The sequence below is a fragment of the Hungatella hominis genome (assembly GCF_014288005.1).
GTDB lineage: Bacteria > Bacillota > Clostridia > Lachnospirales > Lachnospiraceae > Hungatella > Hungatella effluvii.
On sequence record NZ_JACOPB010000001.1, the window covers coordinates 735,763 to 756,745 of the forward strand.

Consider the following 20,983-nt stretch of genomic DNA (forward strand, 5'->3'; position numbering starts at 1 on the left):
ACAGGCGGTGAAAATGTTTAGCTTTTTCAAAAAAAACTGTCTGTATTCGTTTTCTGCTGTGAACTGCAGCCCGGTGTGTTTTTGGATTTCAGGAGATATGGAAAAAATGTTGATTTTTCAACCTGGTTGTAATATAATTAACTTTTAGCCTGGAAGTATTTTGAAATTAGTGAAATAGGAATGCATAGGAAAAAGAGAAACAGGAAGAATATTCAAAAAGGAGAACAGGAACCGATGAAAAAGATTCTTGATTTAATCACATCAGAGGTAAAAGAGGCATTCGCAGCCTGTGGTTACGATGAGAGCTTTGCGAAGGTTACACTGTCCAACCGGCCGGACCTCTGTGAGTACCAGTGTAATGGCGCCATGGCAGCCGCGAAGGCATATAAGAAGAAACCGATCGACATTGCGAACGAAGTTGTGGAGAAGCTGGCTGGCGGCGATATGTTTTCAGAAGTAAACGCCGTGATGCCGGGTTTCATTAATATAAAACTGGAGGCCGGATATCTGGCAACCTACATGAATAACATGAGAGAGGGAGAACACTGCGGCTGTGAAAAGGCAAAAACGCCTCTCACGATTATTGTGGATTACGGCGGAGCCAATGTGGCAAAGCCGCTGCACGTGGGCCATCTCCGTTCTGCTGTGATCGGGGAGAGCATTAAGCGGATGGGACGTTTCCTGGGACATAAGGTGATCGGCGACGTTCATCTGGGAGACTGGGGACTTCAGATGGGCCTGATCATTGAGGAACTCCGCGACAGAAAGCCGGAGCTTGCCTATTTTGACCAGAACTATACCGGAGAGTATCCGAAGGAGGCGCCGTTTACCATCGGTGAGCTGGAAGAGATCTACCCGGCGGCCAGCGCAAAGTCTAAGACTGACGAGGAATTCAGCGCGCGAGCCCACGAGGCGACACTGAAGCTGCAGAACGGATACGCACCTTACCGTGCGATCTGGAATCATATCATCGATGTTTCCGTAACGGATTTAAAGAAGAACTACGGTAACTTAAATGTAACCTTCGATTTATGGAAGGGAGAGAGCGACGCGCAGGACTATATTCCGGGTCTGATTAAGGAGCTGGAAGACAGGAAACTGGCGTATGAGAGCCAGGGAGCGCTGGTGGTCGATATCGCCGAGCCTGGCGATTCCAAGGAACTTCCGCCCTGCATCATCCGCAAATCCGACGGCGCGGCCCTCTATTCTACCTCAGATCTGGGAACCATTCTGGAGCGTGAGAAGGAATACTGCCCGGACTGGTATATTTATATAACAGACAAGCGTCAGGAGCTTCATTTTACCCAGGTGTTCCGCGTGGCCAAGAAGGCCGGATTCGTACCGGAAGATCGCAAGATGTCCCATTTAGGCTTCGGCACCATGAATGGAAAGGACGGCAAGCCGTTTAAGACAAGAGACGGCGGTGTGATGCGTCTGGAGACCCTGATTTCCGATATTGACACAGCGGCATATGATAAGATCATGGAGAACCGCTCCGTGTCCGAGGAAGAGGCGTTAAAGACCTCGAAGATCGTCGGTATGGCGGCTCTCAAGTACGGCGACTTATCGAATCAGGCTTCCAAGGACTACATTTTCGATATGGACCGTTTCGTCTCCTTTGAGGGAAACACAGGTCCCTATATCCTGTATACGATTGTGCGTATCAAGTCCATCCTTGCTAAGGCTTCCGAGCTGGAAGTGCAGAGCGTAGGCACGGGAGATATCCTTCCGGCCGCCTCCGGTGTGGAAAAAGATTTGATGCTTCAGCTTTCGAAATATAATGAGGTGATCGAGACCAGTTTTCTGGAACTGGCTCCCCATAAGATCTGCCAGTACGTATATGAACTGGCTAACGCGTTCAACCGGTTCTATCACGACACGAAGATCATTGCCGAGGAAAACGAAAAACAGCGTGCTTCCTGGCTCAGTCTGATCAGTCTGGCGAAGGATGTACTTACCGCCTGTATCGATCTGCTTGGAATTGAGGCTCCGGAACGTATGTAATGTGTGAACGGATGTGAAAAACTTATGAAAGTATCACAGATGACAACAAGCGCCTTCTGGAAAGGCGAATCGGGCGTAAAAGGCCTGGTTGAAGACCAGGGAAAACAGTATAAAGCTAATTTATATATCAAGGGTAGTCAGGTTTATGACTACTCTTGTTCCTGTGTGCAGGGAAATTCCTATAAGGGGATGTGTCCGCACTGTCAGGAGCTCTACAGGGAGTACCGGGAAAAGGCGGCTGAGAATTCTGGACGGCCCGTCACCACCTCCCAGCAGGCCAGAACCATGATCCGGGAGTACACCAACCGGGAAGTGGCTCAGATCATTATTGAGGGAGAAGAAAAGCAGGTGCAGCTGGCTGTCCGTATCATTGCGGACCGGAGCGATGTGAAGCTGGAATTCCGTCTGGGGCGGGAACGTTTCTATGTGCTCAAGGATCTTGTGGCGTTTACGAGAGCGGTAGAGAGCGGTTCAATGGTGGAATATGGGAAGAACCTGGCCTTCCACCACAATCTGTCCGTCTTTGCAAAGGAGAGCAGGCCGCTGGTGGAATTCATCATGGAGCTGGTCAACACTTACTGCGAGCACTATGAACAGTTTCAGAAGAGCTCTTTTTCGACCCTGCCGACCCTGCGGGGCTTAAATTTGAGTCGGGGCAACCGGGACCGCTTCTTCAGCCTGATGATGGGCGAGACGCTGGAACTGGAGGACTACCGTGCTCACAAGAGAATGGTGACGGTGACGGATCATAATCCCGATCTGGCGGTCAAAGTCAGAAGAAAGGGACGGGATGGCATCCTGGTATCCATCGACAAGGGTCTTCTGATCTTCGAGGGGGAGCGCCATCTCTATGTGGTGGACAAGGAACGGATATTTCGCTGTGACGAAGCATGCAGTGCCACACTGCACGTCTTCCTGGAGCAGATGATAAAGAGCTTCGGCTCCAACTGTGAGGCGGAAGTGAATGACAAGGATATGCCGCTTTTCTATGAGCGCGTGCTGAAAAAGATCGCTGCGTACAGTACGATCGACGCAGGCAACGTGGAACTGGAGGCATACAAGCCGGAGGAACTGAAAGCGAGATTCGAGTTTGACAGCCAGGGACCGAACGACCTGGTCTTAAAGCCGGTTCTGTCTTATGGGGAATACTCGTTTCAGCCGGTGGAGGATGAGAAGCTCCCCAGAACCGTTTGCCGGGATGTGCCGGGAGAATTCCGGGTCAGCCAGCTGATTACAAAGTACTTTAAATACAAGGAACACGATACCGAATATCCGGCGATCCGCGACGACGAGGAGGCCATCTACCGCCTTTTAACGGAGGGCATGAGCGAGTTCATGGCTCAGGGTGAGGTATATTTGTCGGAGTCCTTTAAAAAACTGAAGGTTCTTCCGCCCCCGAAGATTTCCATCGGTGTGAAGAGCAGCGGCAGCTGGCTGGAGCTGACGGTGGATACGGACGGAATGTCGGGGGCCGAGCTCACGAGGCTGCTCTCGGAGTACAGCCAGAAAAAACGGTACTACCGCATGAAAAACGGCGAGTTTCTGGCTCTGGACGATAACGGCCTGATGACGGTGGCGAAGCTGGTGGAGGGCCTCGCAGTCAACAAGTCGGATTTACAGAGTCAGAAAATCCGTCTTCCCAAATACCGGGCGCTCTATCTGGATGGTATTTTAAAAGAGGGCACAGGCATTACGCTTTACCGCGATGCGCTGTTTAAGGCTGTGGTCCGCGGCATGAAATCCGTGGAAGACAGTGATTTTGAGATACCGCTGACGCTCCGTCCTGTTCTGAGAGAATACCAGAAAACGGGCTTCCGGTGGCTTAAGACCCTGGATTCCTACGGGTTTGGCGGAATTCTGGCGGATGATATGGGCCTTGGAAAGACGCTTCAGGTTATCGCGCTCCTCCTGGATGAGAGGAACCGCGAGCCGGACACGTCCGCGTTGATCGTATGCCCGGCGTCCCTGGTGTACAACTGGGAAAATGAGATTCACCAGTTCGCACCGACTCTGAAAGTCCGTACAATAAGCGGTACTGCACAGGAGCGGGAAGAACTTCTGAATACGGCCTCGGAGGGGGAGATCTTAGTTACCTCCTACGATCTGCTGAAGCGGGATATCACCTTTTACGAGGAAAAGGAATTCCGTTTTCAGATCATCGACGAGGCGCAGTATATCAAGAATGCCTCGACCCAAAGCGCGAAGGCGGTTAAATCGGTGAATGCCAGAACGAGATTCGCCCTGACGGGAACGCCGATTGAAAACCGGCTCAGCGAGCTGTGGAGTATATTTGACTTCCTCATGCCCGGCTTCCTGTTTTCCTATCAGAGATTCAAGAAGGAGTATGAGCTTCCCATCGTGCGGGATCAGGATGAAGCCTGTCTAAAGGGGCTGCACCGTATGATCGGTCCGTTTATCATGCGCCGCTTAAAGAAGGATGTGCTGAAGGAACTTCCCGATAAGCTGGAGAATGTTATCTATTCCGGCTTCGAGAAGGAACAGAAGGATTTGTACACCGCCAATACATGGCAGGTCAGACAGCAGCTGGAGCAGGCCGGAGACGGCGGCTCCGACAGGATTCAGATCCTTGCTCAGCTGACGAAGCTGCGCCAGATCTGCTGCGATCCGCATCTCTGCTACAGCAACTATAACGGCAGCTCTGCCAAACTCGAGACGTGTATCGATCTGATCCGGAACGGCGTGGAGGGCGGCCATAAGATTCTGCTCTTTTCCCAGTTTACATCGATGCTGGAAATCATTGAAAAACGGCTGAAAAAAGAGGGGATGGCATATTATATTCTGACGGGTGCGACACCCAAGGAAGAGCGCCTTCACATGGTCAACTCCTTTAAGGACGACGGCGTGCCGGTATTCCTGATCTCCCTGAAAGCCGGGGGAACGGGATTAAACCTAACGGCCGCGGACGTGGTCATCCATTACGATCCATGGTGGAACGTGGCGGCGCAGAATCAGGCGACGGACCGCACCCACCGGATCGGCCAGGAAAAGCAGGTAACCGTGTTTAAGCTGATTACGAAGGGAACCATTGAAGAAAATATCTTAAAGCTTCAGGAATCAAAGAAGAATCTGGCGGAACAGATCATAACAGAAAGCACCGTCTCGTTAGGCAGCCTGACGAAGGATGATCTCATCGGCCTGCTAGTATAACGTATTGTAAGTCCTTGTGATACGTTATACTAGATCAGGGTGTGCCGGAAAAATGCTTTCTGTCACACCCTGGCCGGGATGCTTATTTTTAGTTGAAAAAGAAAGGATGGATTAAGATGAAAGTACTGCTGTTAAACGGAAGCCCTCACGAAAAGGGCTGTACATACCGTGCGCTCACGGAAGTGGCGGGAGCTCTTACGAAAGAGGGAATCGAGGCGGAGATCGTCCATATTGGCAATCAGGCCGTTCATGGATGTATCGGATGCGGCAAATGCGCCGCGACGGGCCGCTGTGTCTTCAAGGGAGATCCGGTCAATGCATTTTTGGATAAGATGGAGCACGCGGATGGACTGATCGTCGGATCTCCGGTCTATTATGCGTCGGCTAACGGCTCCCTCTATTCCTTCCTGGACCGTCTGTTCTACGCGGGAAGCTGTTTTGCGTTCAAGCCGGCTGCTGCGGTGGCCTCTGCACGGCGCGCGGGAACGACGGCTACGCTCGATACCCTGAACAAATACTTTACCATTTCCCAGATGCCGGTCGTATCGTCCCAGTACTGGAACATGGTTCACGGCAATTCGCCGGAGGACGTGGAGCAGGATTTGGAGGGGCTGCAGATCATGCGCACGTTGGGGAAGAATATGGCGTGGATGCTTCGCTGCATCGAGGCTGGGAAAAAGGCTGGAGTCGCGCTGCCTGAGAAGGAAGCCGGAGTGAGGACGAATTTTATCCGGTAATGCGGCTGGTACTGTGCTGCAGACTGGCAAAAGGGCAGACAGATCATGCACAGGAGGTGAATTCTTTGACGATAGAAGAAATTTTGCTTGGTGAAACAAAGGATATTGAATTTAAGGAAGATATTCCGCCTAAGAGTGAAAGATACATGAAAACGGTAGTTGCATTTACCAATTGCAGCGGCGGCAGAATTGTCTTTGGTATCGAGAATAACACATGGAGGATTACCGGATTTAACAAAGAAGAGGTGTTCCGGAAAATGGATGCCATTACCAATGCAATCTTTGACAGCTGTGAACCCAAAATCACTCCTAATGTCAATATTCAGGAAATAGAGGGTAAATACATCATCATCGTCGATCTGGTTGAGGGGATGCAGAAGCCTTACTATATTAAGAAACAGGGAATGGTGGCAGGCGCTTATATCCGTGTTTCAGGAACTACCAGAAGTGCGGAAAAGTATCAGATTCAGGAGATGATTCTGGATTCAGGAAATCGAAGCTACGACCAGGGAAAAGTGGATCGCGAGCTTTCAGATACAGATATAGAATTGCTGTGCGAACGGTTCTATCACCATGCACTGGAGCTATGCCAGACAGAAGAAGCCCGCAGGAATCTAAAAAGAATTGGTAAAAATCAATTAATTTCCTATAAACTGGTCATCGAAGAAGGCGATAAGTGTTATGCAACACATGGGTATCAACTACTGGACGGCAAGCTGGATGAATATCCGGATGCTGTCATTCAGTGTGCGGTTTTTAAAGGAACTGTCAGGGATTTGTTCATAACGCGCAAAGAATTCCGGGGCTGCATTGATGAAGAAATTGAGTCTGCATACGCTTTTGTCCTGGAGCATATTGATTTGGGTGCGCGAATAGATGGACTCGCCCGACAGGATATTTATGAGCTTCCAATTCGCTCGATTCGGGAGATGATCTCGAATGCGGTATGCCATCGCTCATACCTGACGCCGGGAAAGGTTCAGGTTGCCCTTTTTGATGACAGACTGGAAGTGACTTCTCCGGGGATGCTGGACTCGGACTTAACACTGGAAAAAATTCGGCAGGGCCGGTCTAAGATTCGAAATAAGGGTATTGCAGAGTTATTTTCTTATATGAATATGATTGAAGCCTGGGGAAGCGGGATACCGAGAATTTATGAGGACTCTGAAAAGTATGGACTGCCCGAACCGGAATTGCTTGATATGGGAAACGATTTTCGGGTGAATCTGTTTCGTAAAAAAACAGAAGTGGATCATTATGGTGTGGTAGATCCCAGATTCCTGGCAGATAGTTCAGTGAAATATATGACTGACTATGCAGTTAAAACTGCGACTAAAACAGCGGCTAAAATTGAGACTAATGCAACTGATGCGACTAATGCGACCAAACACATAGCCAAAGAGAATAAAATTAGAAACACACCGAGTTCTGATGAATTTAAAATATTAAATGCTGTCAGGGCAGATGGATACGCCACCCAAAAGCAATTACATGAAATGACTGGTATTTCTCTGGGAACGATAAAACGGCTGCTGCCGAAAATGCAGGAAAAGGGTCTGCTGATAAGAATCGGAAATCGCAGATCGGGGTCATGGAAGATAAATGAATGATGCTGTCTGGTCAATTTAAAGAACCTTAAGAGCTGCTTAAAGAGCCGGTACAGAATTAAACTGCATTGGCTCTTTACTTTTGCCGCATTTGTTGTATAATAAATAAGCACTACATATAGTAAATAAATATTTCAATGCGCAAAATATAGAAGCTATGAAGGAGACAGCGATGATTAAGGTACAGAAACGTGACGGCAGAATTGTAAATTATGACAGAGAGAAGATTGTAAGGGCTATTCAGAAGGCGAATGCGGAAGTGGACGCGGCGGAACGCGCCGGGGAGGCATTGATTGACGGAATTCTGGATGATGTGGAGAAAGAATGTGAGGATGTTGTCCATGTCGAGAGCATTCAGGATATGATTGAGAGCCGCCTGGTTAAGCAGAACAAGTACACTCTCTCGAAAAAATATATGATTTACCGGTATCAGAGGGCGCTTCTGAGAAAAGCGAACACGACGGATGAATCGATCCTGAAGCTGATCCGGAATGAAAACAAGGAGCTGGCGGAGGAAAATTCCAATAAGAATACGATTCTGGCATCCACACAGAGGGATTACATCGCCGGAGAGGTATCCAGGGATTTGACGAAGCGTATGCTTCTGCCGGAACGCATTTCCATGGCCCATGAACAGGGAGCGATTCATTTCCATGACGCGGATTACTTTGTTCAGCCGATCTTTAACTGCTGTCTCATCAATATCGCGGACATGCTGGATAACGGCACTGTGATGAACGAGAAGATGATCGAGAGCCCTAAGAGCTTTCAGGTAGCCTGTACGGTTATGACCCAGATCATCGCGGCGGTGGCCAGCAACCAGTATGGCGGCCAGTCCGTGGATATGAGACATCTTGGAAAGTATTTAAGGAAGAGCAGCAATAAATTCCACAGACAGATCCGGGAAGAGTTTGGCGACAGCCTGGATAACGAGGCGGTGGAAAAGATGGCGCGGATTCGTCTGAGAGATGAACTGAAATCAGGCGTTCAGACGATCCAGTATCAAATCAACACCCTGATGACGACCAACGGCCAGGCGCCGTTTGTGACGCTGTTCCTTCGCCTGGACGACGAGGATGAGTACATCGATGAGAACGCGCTGATCGTGGAAGAGATTCTGCGCCAGAGACTGGAAGGGATCAAGAATGAGGCGGGCGTCTATGTGACACCGGCATTTCCAAAGCTCATCTACGTTCTGGACGAGAATAACTGCTTAAAGGGCGGAAAATATGATTACATCACGAAGCTTGCGGTGCGCTGCTCTTCTAAGCGCATGTATCCCGATTATATTTCCGCGAAGAAGATGAAGGAAAACTATGAGGGCAACGTGTTCAGCTGTATGGGCTGCCGCAGCTTCTTATCTCCCTGGAAGGATGAGAACGGGGAATATAAGTTTGAAGGCCGTTTCAATCAGGGCGTTGTGAGCCTGAACCTTCCGCAGATCGGAATCCTGGCAAAGGGCGACGAGGAGGTATTCTGGAAGCTATTAGACGAACGTCTTGCCATCTGCTTCGAGGCGCTTATGTGCAGGCATAAGGCACTGGAAGGCACATTATCCGATGTGAGCCCGATTCACTGGCAGTACGGAGCGATCGCCAGACTCCCGAAGGGGGCGAAGATCGATCCGCTGCTTCATGACGGATACTCCACGATCTCTTTAGGATATATCGGTATCTACGAGATGACGAAGCTGATGAAAGGGGTCAGCCACACGGACCCGGTGGGAGAGGAGTTTGCCCTCCGCGTTATGAACCGCATGAAAGAGGCAGTTGAATGCTGGAAAGAGGAGACCGGTCTGGGATTCGGCCTTTACGGAACTCCGGCTGAGTCTCTCTGCTACCGTTTCGCCAGAATCGACAGAGAGCGTTTCGGCCTGATTGAAAATGTGACGGACAAGGGCTACTACACGAATTCCTACCACGTGGACGTGAGAGAGAAGATCGACGCGTTCAGCAAGTTTACATTTGAGAGCCAGTTCCAGAAGATTTCTTCCGGCGGCGCCATCTCTTACGTGGAGGTTCCGAACATGGCCAAGAATCTGGAGGCCATGGAAGAAGTGGTCAAATTTATCTATGACAATATCCAGTACGCGGAGTTCAATACCAAATCCGACTACTGCCAGGAATGCGGCTTCGACGGTGAGATCATCATCAATGAGGACATGGAGTGGGAATGCCCGCAGTGTCATAATAAGGACAAGGACAAGATGAATGTGACCAGAAGAACCTGCGGTTACCTGGGCGAGAATTTCTGGAATGCCGGAAAGACGAAGGAAATCAAGTCCAGAGTGCTTCATCTGTAGTCTGGGGAGCGATAATATCATGAAATACGCCGATATCAAACATTGCGATGTTGCCAACGGCACCGGAGTGCGGACGAGCCTTTTTGTGTCCGGCTGCACTCACCGGTGCCGGGGCTGTTTTAATGAGATCGCATGGGATTTTAATTATGGAAATGAGTTCACGGACGAGACGGTACAGGAGATCCTCGATTCCTGTGGAAAAAGCTATATATCCGGTCTGTCCCTGCTGGGCGGAGAGCCGATGGAGCCGCAGAACCAGCGGGTGCTTCTGCCTTTGGTCCTCCGGTTTAAGGAGCTGTATCCGGAGAAGACGATCTGGTGCTACACCGGTTATACGTACGAGACGGATCTATTGGCGCCGGAGGGACGGGCACACTGCGAGGTGACGCCCGAATTTCTTGCGTGCATTGATATCCTGGTGGATGGCGAATTCGACCAGGAGCTTTACGATCTCAAACTGAAATTCCGGGGCAGCAGCAATCAGCGCGTGCTGCAGATTCACGAGCCGGGCTGCCCGGAGCTGTTTGCGGAAATGGATAGGTAAAGGGGGGATACGGCCGATGAAACGGGACATCAGCCTGGAAGAGATATCAGATGGGAAACTGTATGGCAGCGGCGACATGGTGAAGGTGGGCTGTGACGACTGCCGCGGCTGTTCCGCCTGCTGCCGGGGCATGGGAAGTTCCATTGTTTTAGATCCCTATGACGTCTTTCGGCTGGAGACGGGCCTTGGCCTGCCCTTTGAGGGGCTGCTGGCGGAGGCAGTGGAGCTGAATCTGGTAGATGGCATAATTCTGCCAAACCTTAAGATGTCCGGAGAGGGGGAGGCCTGCACCTTTTTAAACGAGGAGGGTCGCTGCCGGATTCATCCCTTCAGACCGGGAATCTGCCGGATGTTTCCGCTTGGACGAATCTATGAGGACCACGGCTTCCGTTATTTTAACCAGATTCACGAATGCCGGAAAGAGCAGAAGACGAAGGTCAAGATCCGCAAGTGGATGGATACTCCGGATATGGGCCGTTATGAGAGCTATATTGTGGAGTGGCATTACTTCCTTAAGGAGCTGGAAGAAAGGCTGGAGCAGAAACCGGAGCAAAAACCGGAGAAGAAACCGAAGCAGAAACTGGAAGAGGGATCAGAACCGACCGGTGGGGAAGATGCGAGGAAGCGGACTGCTATGGGGGTGCTTAAGTTTTTCTATCTGATTCCGTTTCAAAAGGAGTTGGATTTCTATCAGCAGTTTGAGGCGCGCATGGCGGCTGCGCGGGAGGAATTTATTAATTTTCTGTAAAAATACTTAAGGTTCCCAAATCCCTGTTTGCCTGCCGGCGGTCTCTGTGATATACTTAAAGCAATGGAATCGGCAAGGCATAAACAGGTGTAAAGTATCAGGACGGTTGTCCGAAGGGGAGGAATACCTTTATGGCGAAGGTAAAGAGGTTTAGCACAAAAATTAACAGTTTTTTCGTGGAGTGGAGTGCGCTGAATCATTATTTGTCATCCTATGAATGTGAGAAAAACGGCGTTCCCTACATCGGTTTTAAGGACCCGAGGGTTCAGAAGCTCTGGAACAGCTTAAGTTCCGCAGAAAAGCGGGATCTGATGAAGCATTATGGGAAGAAGAATGAGGCGGAGCTGGGCGACTATCTGGGTTGAGAGGGATAAATCATGATTCTTTCGGGAAAAGAAATATTAAAGCACATGGGGAAAGAGATCATCATCACTCCATTTGATGAAAAGAGAATTAATCCTAACAGCTATAATTTGTCTCTGGCGGATGAACTTCTGGTTTACGAGCAGGATGAGCTGGATATGAAAAAGCCCAATCCGACTAAGCGGATCGTGATTCCGGAGGAAGGGCTTCTTCTGGAACCAAACAGGCTGTATCTGGGAAGGACCAACGAGTTTACGAGGACGGATCGGTACGTCCCCATGCTGGAGGGCCGTTCTTCCACGGGCAGGCTGGGACTCTTTATCCATGTGACCGCGGGCTTTGGAGATATCGGCTTCGCCGGGTACTGGACGCTGGAGATTTTCTGTGTGCAGCCGGTCAGAATATATCCGAATGTGGAGATCTGCCAGATCTATTACCACGATATTGATGGGGAATACGATCTCTACAGCAGTGGAAAGTATCAGAATAACAGCGGGATTCAGGCCAGTCTCTTGTATAAGGACTTTGAGTGAGAGCGGTCTTCTGATAAGAGAGCGGTATAAGAGATGATGTTAGAGATAGTATAAGAGATAATATAAGAAAACCGGATAATAAAAAGAGGAAGATGCAGAGTCAGGAGTCCCTGAAGCTGTATCTTCCTTTTTTATGGTCACAACCGCTTATTCCCTATGCCCCGCCGCGTATTCCCCGGGACAGATGTCCATGACGACCCGGACTGGCTGTATTAAGGCGTCCTCGTACTGGCATCTCCACTGGACCTCCCGGCTCATCCGGCCGTCTGCGATTCCGTCGATGGTCTCGCCGGACTTGACCGGCGCGTCGGCCGCGTAGAGATAGGAGGCCACATTGTATGCATGGTTTACGACGGCCTGCGGCTCCAGACCCCGGAAATGGTACTGGACGTCAGGGAGTCCGATTGCATAGAGCCCCAGGGTATCCACAACCTTGTCGTCGCTGCCGGAGATGTTGAAAAGGCGGGCGTTGACGCCAAAGTATATGAAACGGTCTTCACGCGGTATTTTGTGTTCCCTGATCTGATCTGCGGTAAACAGCTTCCCGGCCGGCTTGATCCAGACCGCAGTGCAGTCAGGAAACAGTCTGACCGCCGTCTCCATCCAGTCCATCATCATCTCACAGCGCTCCTTGTATTCCAACACGGCAGCCATCATGTCAAAAAGAAAAATCTCATACCGGCACCGCTCCAAAAGAGCGTCTCCGTCGGCCACATCCCAGAGCTGGCTCCGGGAAAATGCGTCAATGGAGTCCTGCTTGAATTCCTGAACGTCCCCCATGACGACCTGGGGCGGCAGGGCGCCGTCTTTAAACTGTGCCAGATATTTTTTAACGGCAAAAGAGGTCAGAGCCGGTGAAGGGGACACGATGTCGATCGCGCCGAAGGTTTCTTCCAGAGCCGTGCGTATGATCCCGGCCTCCGGCTTGACCGGTTTTTCTTCAAACAGAAGGTAGATCTGATAAAGGTTCTGAAATTCTGCTTTTTCCTCAAGGTTTTGCTTCAGCTCTTCTTTCGCTTCTCTTTTCTTTTTAAATAATCCCATATGCGTTCTCCTTTGTATCTGTCGGCAGGAGGCGGATTCCTCCGCCGTTACCTCCAGTATACCGTATTTTGAAAAAAAGGCCATTACGATTTGCTTAAGATTTCCCCCAGGCTTTCTGAAAACCGGAGAAAGGAAATGGGGCAGACAGTGGGATTTCGTAACGGCGGCAGATACGCACAATCTCATACACACCGATGATTAAGGCGAAGACGCCGGTGGCAATGTTGCTGACGGCCATGACGACCCCGACGCTTAAGCTTCCCATGGAAGTAAAACTCTGCAGAAACCAGAGCACGGGAACCCGGAAGACGAAGACGCGGCAGAAGTTGATGGCCAGCGTCAGTTTCGTCTTTCCGAAGCCATACAACAGGGCCATGACGGACGCGGTGACGCCCAGCGGAATCGCCCCCAGCGCCTCGAAGCGGTAGATGGAGATAATCATCTTTTGAAACGACGGATCATTGCCGGCAAAGAGATGGCTGAGCGTATCCAGAAAATACAGCGAGCAGGACATGAGCACGATACCGATCACCAGGTTGACAGCGAGAACGCATCCAAAGGCCTTCAGCGCGCGGCGGGGCTTTCCTGCGCCCACACTCTGGCTGATAATGGCCGATCCGCCTTCCTGGAAGCCATTCTGGGGCATGGTGGTGATGCCGCCGATGTTGTTGGAGATTCCCAGCGCTCCCACGGTCAGCGCGCTGTAGATCGTACTCATGGAATTGATGATAACCTTGCCGAAGGAGAAGGCCATCTTCTCTGCAATGACCGGAATGGAGAGTCCGATCATGGGAAATGTGACAGCGGGCTTTAAGGAGACCGCTGTCATGGAAAAGCCGAATGCGTTGTCCTTTTGATTCATGTTTCGCACAGCCGCAGCCAGCAAAAACAGCTGGGAAAGGATTGTAGCCGTGGAAATCATGCTGATTCCGCACTGAAATCCATAGACGAACAGGGCGGTAGAGGACATCTTAATGGCGATAACGGCCATATTCAGGCGGAGAATTCTGCCGGAATTTCCACGGGCCCGCTCAATGGCGATATAAATGTTGTTAAAGAAGCTGATGACCATGCCAAAGAGCTCCAGCCGAAAGTACAGAGTCCCTTCCGAGATAAAGGCATCCGGCGTCCGGGCAAGCCTTAGAAACCACGGCGTGAAGGGAACCAGCAGAGCCAGAATGACGGCGCCTAAGACCGCGCACATGGCGAACAGCGTGCTGACCCGTTTCTTTACCAGATCGAAATCACCGGCACCGTAGGCTTCGCTTATTTTCAGACTGGACCCCATGGCGAGGCCGCCTCCCAGGGCTGACAGCATCAGGCTGATCTGGGATAAATAGGCCACGGCGGACACGGAGCCGGCGCTGATATGGGCCGCCATCATAGAGTCAAAGATTTTAAAGAGCTGATTTAAACTCTGGTACAGGGCCAGCGGCGTTCCGACGTAGAGAACGACCTTCCACATGTTGTCGTGGAGGGCAAATTCCCGGAAATGCTGGTCTTTTGCGGAGAGCACCGCCTTTGGTAACAATTGCCTGGACATGAATCGTTCCTCCTTTGATGTATATGCCATTGCTTCCGATGGATCTGTATATAAGCATATAGCCGGGGGCTTTGGAAATCTACGAATTTCATGACCAATCATCAAAATAGTACGGTTTTTTTGACATGACCGGTTCCTTTGTGCTATAGTATAGGCCGAAGGGATGGTGATGTCTGGATGAAACGACATGGTCAAATGTCGGAAGCGATGTCGACCGGTATCTTTCTGACTCTGTCCGGTGGATTTCAGGATGCTTATACGTATTACACCCGCGGGAAGGTTTTTGCCAACGCCCAGACGGGGAATATCATTTTACTGGGACACAATGCGATGAACGGAGACTTTACGGATGCCTTCCGGTACCTGGTGCCGGTGCTGGCCTTTGCGGGCGGAATCTACATATCGGAGGTCATACGCGGTATCTACCGGGAGTACGGGAAGCTGCACTGGCGCCAGATCGTGGTGGTGCTGGAGATACTGCTCCTGTTTGTGGTGGGATTTCTCCCGCAGTCCATGAACATGGCGGCCAATATTCTGGTGTCCTTTGTCTGCGCCATGCAGGTGGAGGCGTTCCGGAAGATGAAGGGAAGCGCCTATGCCAGCACGATGTGCATCGGCAATCTGCGGAGCGCGACGGAGATGCTGTACCGCTACCGCCATACGAAGGAAAAGGGCTGTCTGGAAAAATGTCTCCGGTATTACGGCGTAATTCTCGTCTTTGGTATCGGCGCAGCGCTTGGAAGCTTCATGACTTCCCTGTTTGAGGAGCGGACGATCTGGATATCCTGTGGTTTTCTGTTTGTCTGCTTCTGTATTATGTTTATTAAAGAAGATATCGAGGGCGAGCGAGGTCTGGATTAACAGCGGAGCGGATTCCCTATTACAACCGGATGAATGGCAGGAGGTGCTGTGATGAAGGGATATTTGGATACTTCGGAGGAAGTTCTGAAAAAACTGAATACGAAACGGACAGGCCTGAGTGGAGAGGAAGCGGCCGGCAGACTTATGGCAGATGGAAAGAATAAGCTGGAGGAGGCGAAGCCGGTTCCGCTTTGGAGGCGTTTTTTGAGTCAGCTGGCCGATCCGATGATCATCATTCTGATTGCGGCAGCAATGGTCTCTGGAATGACGGCGGTCTATGCGGGAGAATCGTTTGCGGATGTGATCATTATTATGATCGTCGTTCTCATCAATGCGGTGCTGGGAGTGGCGCAGGAGAGCAAGGCTGAGAAAGCCATAGCTGCCCTGCAGGAGATTGCGGCGGCCACTTCCAAAGTAATGCGGGACGGTAAGCAGCAGACGATCCGGAGCGAGGAGCTTGTGCGCGGCGATATCATCGTCCTGGAGGCCGGAGATGCGGTGCCGGCAGACGGCAGGCTTCTGGAATGCGCCAGCATGAAGGTGGAAGAAGCCGCCCTGACCGGGGAGTCGGTGCCGGTTCTCAAGACGGAACGCGTTCTTTTCCTGGAGGAGGGGACGAAGGACATTCCACTGGGCGACAGGAAGAACATGGTCTACATGGGAAGCACGGTCGTATATGGCCGCGGAGCCGCGGTCGTGACAGGCACCGGCATGGATACGGAGATGGGGAAGATCGCGGATGCCCTGACTCAGGCAAAGGATAATGAGACGCCGCTTCAGGGAAAGCTTTCCCAGCTGAGCCGAATTCTCAGCGTGCTGGTGCTCACCATCTGCGTGATTATATTTGCAGTCAGCTTACTGCGCGCCTATCCGGCCATTTCCGGGCATACGGTCATGGATACGTTTATGATCGCCGTGAGTCTGGCAGTGGCTGCCATACCGGAAGGACTGGCGGCCGTTGTCACCATCGTGCTCTCCATCGGCGTCACCAACATGTCCAGGAAACATGCTGTCATCCGGAAGCTGACGGCCGTGGAGACTCTTGGGTGCACCCAGATCATCTGTTCCGACAAAACGGGAACGCTGACGCAGAACCGGATGACCGTCGTAGAACACACCGGATCCGACGAGACGGCACTGGCGGCGGCCATGGCACTCTGCAACGACGCTCATTTAAACGATAAGAATGAGGCGGAGGGAGAACCCACCGAGGCGGCTCTCGCAGCCTACGCATGGTCCGCAGGACTTAACCAGAACCTCTTAAAACAGGAGTATGTGCGGATCGGTGAGGCACCCTTCGATTCCATGCGGAAGATGATGTCGACCGTACACGTAAAGGCGGATGGAACCGTTATTCAGTTCACGAAAGGCGCTCCGGATGAGGTTCTGAAACGCTGTACTCACATACTGTCGGATGGAAAGGCCGTTCCGCTGCGTGAGGAGGACAGGGAAAGAATTCTCCTTGCCAATAAATCGCTGGCCGACCGGGCTCTCCGTGTCCTTGCGGCGGCTGCGAGAGAGTACACGGCCCGCCCCGACGGATGGGAGGCCGGAGAGCTGGAGCAGAAGCTCTGTTTCCTCGGTCTCACCGGGATGATCGACCCGGTGCGCCCCGAGGTGCTGCCTGCCATCGAAGAGTGCCGCAGAGCCGGAATCCGTCCTATTATGATTACCGGCGATCATAAAGACACGGCGGTGGCCATCGCCATGCAGCTTGGCATCATCATATCAACGGAACAGGCCATCACAGGCGCTGGTCTCGACGAGATATCTGATGAGGACTTCGGCAATGAGATTGAAAAGTATTCCGTTTACGCCAGGGTCCAGCCGGAGCACAAGGTGAGAATCGTAAATGGGTGGAGAGAGAAAGGCTGTATTACCGCCATGACGGGAGACGGAGTTAACGACGCGCCTTCCATCAAGAATGCCGATATCGGTGTGGGAATGGGAATTACCGGAACCGATGTGACGAAGAATGTGGCGGATATGGTGCTGGCGGACGATAATTTTGCCACGATTGTCTCCGCGGTGGGAGAGGGGCGGAGAATATACGATAACATTCGAAAGTCCATACAGTTTCTCCTGTCATCCAATTTATCAGAGGTGCTGTCCATCTTTTTTGCGACGCTTCTCGGCTTTGTCATCCTGAAGCCGGTCCACCTCCTCTGGATCAATCTGATTACCGACTGCTTTCCTGCGCTGGCACTGGGTATGGAGGAGCCGGAAAAGGACGTTATGAACCGGCCGCCCCGCAGCCCGAAGGAAGGGATTTTCTCAGGCGGGGTCGGACTGAATGTGGTGGTTCAGGGAATTGCGGTGACCGTAATCACCCTGGCTTCGTATCTGATCGGCCATTATCTGGAGGCGGGCGTGTGGGAGATTACGAACAGTGCGGATGGCATGACCATGGCGTTTCTGACTCTGTCCATGACGGAGATATTTCACTCCTTCAACATGCGGTCTCTGAATCAGTCGGTATTTACGTTAAAACATCATAATCCGTGGCTGTGGCTGTCCATGGCGGCTTCCTTTCTGTGCACGACCGTTGTCATCTACGTCCCGTTCCTGTCCGATGCGTTTGAATTTGAACACATTTCCCTGACCGAGTATGCGGTGGCAATCGGACTGGCCTTCTGCATTGTTCCGTTTGTGGAAGGGACGAAATGGCTTCAGAGAAGGCGGAAATGAGGAACATCCTCTGCAAATGCCTCCGCTTCGGACTGCAGGGTTTCCAGAAAGCGATTGATATGGTATCCGTCAGTCGCCGCGTGATGGCAGGTAATGGAGAGAGGCATCATAATTCTGCCGTCTTTTTCATAGAATCTTCCTGCCTCAACGGACGGAAGATAGTACGGCTTATTCTCATAGGAGTGAACCGAAAAATGCTTAAATGACACCCAGGGAACACAGGAAATGGTATAGGCATTGGCGGGAGGTGTCTGCCTGGCTTGAGCCAGGACGCCGTGACTGCCGCCGTACCTCCTCTGGTTGTCCAGGTAGGACTGATAAAACGCTATGAAATCATCTGTGTACTCCGTCCACATAAAGGAAAAGGTCTTATCATCCTCATGAAAGGCCGCGTAAAGCGGTGTGAGTGTGTCGAAGCAGCCAACCTGCCCGTCCAGTTCGGCTAATTTGAATTCCTTCTGCATTTGAAGCGTCCTGGTGACGAGCCATAAGTAAGCCGGGAAGAACTTGATACCGGCATGCTTCAGAGCTGTTCTCATCGCCGTAACATCGAGATCGACGGTCAGGGAATATCCGGTCGGAGCCATTTTCGAGAAATAGTAAAACATCTGCCCTCTCGGCCATGTCTGCATGTCAAGCGGTGTAAATTTAACAGTTTGATCCATTGTGATACCTCCTTTTCCTCTATTATAGGGACTTCCAATGAAAATACAATCAACGCTCCGTAGACTGCCGCTGTTATCCCTGTTCCATTTGAAAAATTCAGTGTTTTATGGTAGGATGAAGAAAACCCTGCACACAAAAGAAGTCAGACACTCACGGCAGTGGCCACATGGACATGCCCGTCTGGCCTGCTGCCTTCGTGTGAATAAACGATACAGGAGCATAGAATGACGGCTTATGTAAGTAAGAATGAGAAAACAAAATACCGGCTGGCAGACTCTGTCAAGCAGTGCATGATGACGACGCCAGTGGATAAAATCACGGTTCAGAACATCGTGGATGGCTGTGATATGACGCGTCAGACCTTTTACAGGAATTTTAAGGACAAGTATGACTTGATCAACTGGTACTTCGATAAGCTGGTGCTGGAATCCTTTGCCCGGATCGGCGTGGAGAAAACGGTCTGCCAGAGCCTGGAGGAGAAGTTTGAATTTATCAAGAAGGAGAAGGTGTTCTTTACCGAGGCCTTCCGTTCGGATGATTACAACTCCCTGAAGGAACACGATTTTGAACTGATTATGGGGTTCTATAGGGAACTGATCACGCGTAAGACCCATAAGCCTCTGGAGGAGGAGATTCAGTTTTTGCTGGAGATGTACTGCCGCGGATCCGTCTATATGACTGTGAAATGGGTCCTGGGCGGCATGAAGCAGACCCCGGGAGAGATGGCGGCCAGCCTGGTGGAAGCCATGCCGCCGCGGCTTTCAGCTGTGTTTCAGGAGGCCGGGCTCGTATAATGTGGATCGGAGGGCGTTGCCTGGCTGTTGGTATAGGAAGTATTGATATTGTATAGAAATAAAGTTACAGTTTGCGGGATTTGTAACATTTGTTACAAACGAAGGGGATTGTAACTTTATTTTTTTGATTGGTTTTGTTAAAATAATAACAGAAAGTAAATGGTATCCATAAGACCCATAAAAGATAGGAAAAGGAGAGGTTATCATGGCAAACAGAATCGTTTTGAATGAAACATCGTATCACGGTGCAGGTGCAATTAATGAAATTCCGGGAGAGGTAACAAAGAGAGGGTTCCATAAGGCATTTGTTGCATCCGATCCTGATCTGGTAAAATTCGGCGTAACAGCGAAGGTGACAAAGATTCTGGAAGAGAATGGAATGGACTACGAGGTTTATTCCAACATCAAACCAAACCCAACCATAGAAAACGTACAGACCGGTGTTGAGGCATTTAAGAAATCCGGTGCAGACTATATTATCGCTATCGGCGGCGGTTCCTCCATGGATACCTCCAAGGCCGTAGGCATCATCATCACGAATCCAGAGTTTGCCGATGTCAGAAGCTTAGAGGGCGTGGCTCCGACCAAGAATCCGTGTGTTCCGATTCTGGCTGTTCCGACGACAGCGGGTACGGCGGCAGAAGTTACCATCAACTATGTAATTACCGACGTTGAGAAGAAACGCAAATTCGTCTGTGTTGATACACACGATATTCCGGTTGTCGCTTTCGTTGATCCGGAGATGATGTCCAGCATGCCGAAGGGATTAACTGCTTCCACAGGTATGGATGCGCTGACCCATGCGATCGAGGGCTATACCACAAAGGGAGCCAATGAGATCACAGACATGTTCAACTTAAAGGCGATTGAAAAGATCGCTTCCAGCTTAAGAGATGCGGTTGAGAATAAGCCGGAAGGCCGTGAAGGCATGGCTCTGGGCCAGTACTTAACCGGTATGGGATTCTCTAACTGCGGACTTGGCATCGTTCATTCCATGGCTCACGCCCTGGGCGCCGTATACGACACACCGCACGGTGTTGCCAATGCCATCCTGCTTCCGACCATTATGGAATACAATGCAGATGCTACGGGTGAGAAGTTCCGCGCCATCGCTAAGGCCATGGGTGTAGAGGGAACAGAGACCATGACCGTGGAAGAGTACCGCAAAGCGGCAGTTGAGGCAGTTAAGAAGCTGTCCCAGGACGTTGGAATTCCGGCTGACTTAACGGCTATAGTTAAGGAAGAGGATATTCAGTTCCTGGCTGAGTCCGCTGTAGCAGATGCATGCGCACCTGGAAATCCTAAGGATGCGAGTCTGGAAGACATTATTGCGCTGTATAAGAGCCTGATGTAAGATCGGCCGGACGGGAGTTCGGACAAA

At 51.0% G+C, this 20,983-nt stretch carries 16 protein-coding genes; 13 read left to right on the forward strand and 3 right to left on the reverse strand.

Annotated elements, in window-relative coordinates:
• Nucleotides 1-234 precede the first annotated feature (234 nt).
• The 9 genes from argS to dcd all read left to right on the forward strand — a co-directional run bounded on the left by argS (nucleotide 235) and on the right by dcd (nucleotide 12,006).
• Nucleotides 235-2,004: an arginine--tRNA ligase gene (gene argS / locus H8S75_RS03415; protein ID WP_187019317.1), complete on the forward strand. Its 1,770-nt coding sequence runs from the start codon at nucleotides 235-237 to the stop codon at nucleotides 2,002-2,004.
• A 24-nt stretch (nucleotides 2,005-2,028) separates the two neighbouring features.
• A complete protein-coding gene (locus H8S75_RS03420; protein ID WP_187019319.1) occupies nucleotides 2,029-5,172 on the forward strand; it encodes a DEAD/DEAH box helicase in 3,144 nt (1,047 codons plus the stop codon).
• Nucleotides 5,173-5,288: 116 nt separating this feature from the next.
• Nucleotides 5,289-5,909 (forward strand): flavodoxin family protein, encoded by a 621-nt coding sequence (locus tag H8S75_RS03425; protein ID WP_187019321.1) that lies wholly within the window; start codon nucleotides 5,289-5,291, stop codon nucleotides 5,907-5,909.
• Between the two features lie 65 nt (nucleotides 5,910-5,974).
• Nucleotides 5,975-7,519 (forward strand): ATP-binding protein, encoded by a 1,545-nt coding sequence (locus tag H8S75_RS03430; protein WP_187019323.1) that lies wholly within the window; start codon nucleotides 5,975-5,977, stop codon nucleotides 7,517-7,519.
• A 169-nt stretch (nucleotides 7,520-7,688) separates the two neighbouring features.
• Nucleotides 7,689-9,818 carry an anaerobic ribonucleoside-triphosphate reductase gene (nrdD, locus tag H8S75_RS03435; RefSeq protein ID WP_187019325.1) on the forward strand — a complete coding sequence of 710 codons (2,130 nt, stop codon included), beginning with the start codon at nucleotides 7,689-7,691 and terminating at the stop codon, nucleotides 9,816-9,818.
• Between the two features lie 19 nt (nucleotides 9,819-9,837).
• Nucleotides 9,838-10,362 carry an anaerobic ribonucleoside-triphosphate reductase activating protein gene (gene nrdG / locus H8S75_RS03440; protein WP_187019326.1) on the forward strand — a complete coding sequence of 175 codons (525 nt, stop codon included), beginning with the start codon at nucleotides 9,838-9,840 and terminating at the stop codon, nucleotides 10,360-10,362.
• A 16-nt stretch (nucleotides 10,363-10,378) separates the two neighbouring features.
• Nucleotides 10,379-11,110: a YkgJ family cysteine cluster protein gene (locus H8S75_RS03445; RefSeq protein WP_187019328.1), complete on the forward strand. Its 732-nt coding sequence runs from the start codon at nucleotides 10,379-10,381 to the stop codon at nucleotides 11,108-11,110.
• 131 nt (nucleotides 11,111-11,241) lie between these two features.
• On the forward strand, nucleotides 11,242-11,475 hold the full coding sequence (locus tag H8S75_RS03450) for a hypothetical protein (RefSeq protein WP_002603638.1): 234 nt from the start codon (nucleotides 11,242-11,244) through the stop codon (nucleotides 11,473-11,475).
• Between the two features lie 12 nt (nucleotides 11,476-11,487).
• A complete protein-coding gene (dcd, locus tag H8S75_RS03455) occupies nucleotides 11,488-12,006 on the forward strand; it encodes a dCTP deaminase (protein ID WP_187019330.1) in 519 nt (172 codons plus the stop codon).
• A gap of 147 nt (nucleotides 12,007-12,153) precedes the next feature.
• Here dcd and H8S75_RS03460 read toward each other — a convergent pair whose 3' ends face one another.
• Nucleotides 12,154-13,050 (reverse strand): DUF4261 domain-containing protein, encoded by an 897-nt coding sequence (locus tag H8S75_RS03460; RefSeq protein WP_187019332.1) that lies wholly within the window; start codon nucleotides 13,048-13,050, stop codon nucleotides 12,154-12,156.
• Nucleotides 13,051-13,144: 94 nt separating this feature from the next.
• Entirely contained in the window at nucleotides 13,145-14,593 is a 1,449-nt protein-coding gene (locus tag H8S75_RS03465; RefSeq protein WP_187019334.1) for an MATE family efflux transporter, read from the reverse strand.
• 177 nt (nucleotides 14,594-14,770) lie between these two features.
• On the opposite strand from H8S75_RS03465, the gene H8S75_RS03470 reads away from it, so the two are divergent.
• The gene (locus H8S75_RS03470) at nucleotides 14,771-15,454 is read left to right on the forward strand and encodes a YoaK family protein (RefSeq protein ID WP_038257988.1); all 684 of its coding nucleotides are present in this window, start codon (nucleotides 14,771-14,773) and stop codon (nucleotides 15,452-15,454) included.
• Between the two features lie 51 nt (nucleotides 15,455-15,505).
• Nucleotides 15,506-18,142, forward strand: a complete 2,637-nt coding sequence (locus H8S75_RS03475) for a cation-translocating P-type ATPase (RefSeq protein ID WP_187019335.1) — start codon at nucleotides 15,506-15,508, stop codon at nucleotides 18,140-18,142.
• Here H8S75_RS03475 and H8S75_RS03480 read toward each other — a convergent pair.
• Complete coding sequence (locus H8S75_RS03480; protein ID WP_187019337.1) at nucleotides 18,124-18,807, reverse strand: CatA-like O-acetyltransferase; 684 nt, start codon at nucleotides 18,805-18,807, stop codon at nucleotides 18,124-18,126. The two genes, H8S75_RS03475 and H8S75_RS03480, sit on opposite strands and share 19 nt — an antisense overlap.
• A gap of 225 nt (nucleotides 18,808-19,032) precedes the next feature.
• On the opposite strand from H8S75_RS03480, the gene H8S75_RS03485 reads away from it, so the two are divergent.
• Both H8S75_RS03485 and fucO read left to right on the forward strand, forming a co-directional pair.
• The gene (locus H8S75_RS03485) at nucleotides 19,033-19,602 is read left to right on the forward strand and encodes a TetR/AcrR family transcriptional regulator C-terminal domain-containing protein (RefSeq protein WP_187019339.1); all 570 of its coding nucleotides are present in this window, start codon (nucleotides 19,033-19,035) and stop codon (nucleotides 19,600-19,602) included.
• A gap of 205 nt (nucleotides 19,603-19,807) precedes the next feature.
• Complete coding sequence (gene fucO / locus H8S75_RS03490; RefSeq protein ID WP_002603646.1) at nucleotides 19,808-20,956, forward strand: lactaldehyde reductase; 1,149 nt, start codon at nucleotides 19,808-19,810, stop codon at nucleotides 20,954-20,956.
• Nucleotides 20,957-20,983: the final 27 nt, after the last annotated feature.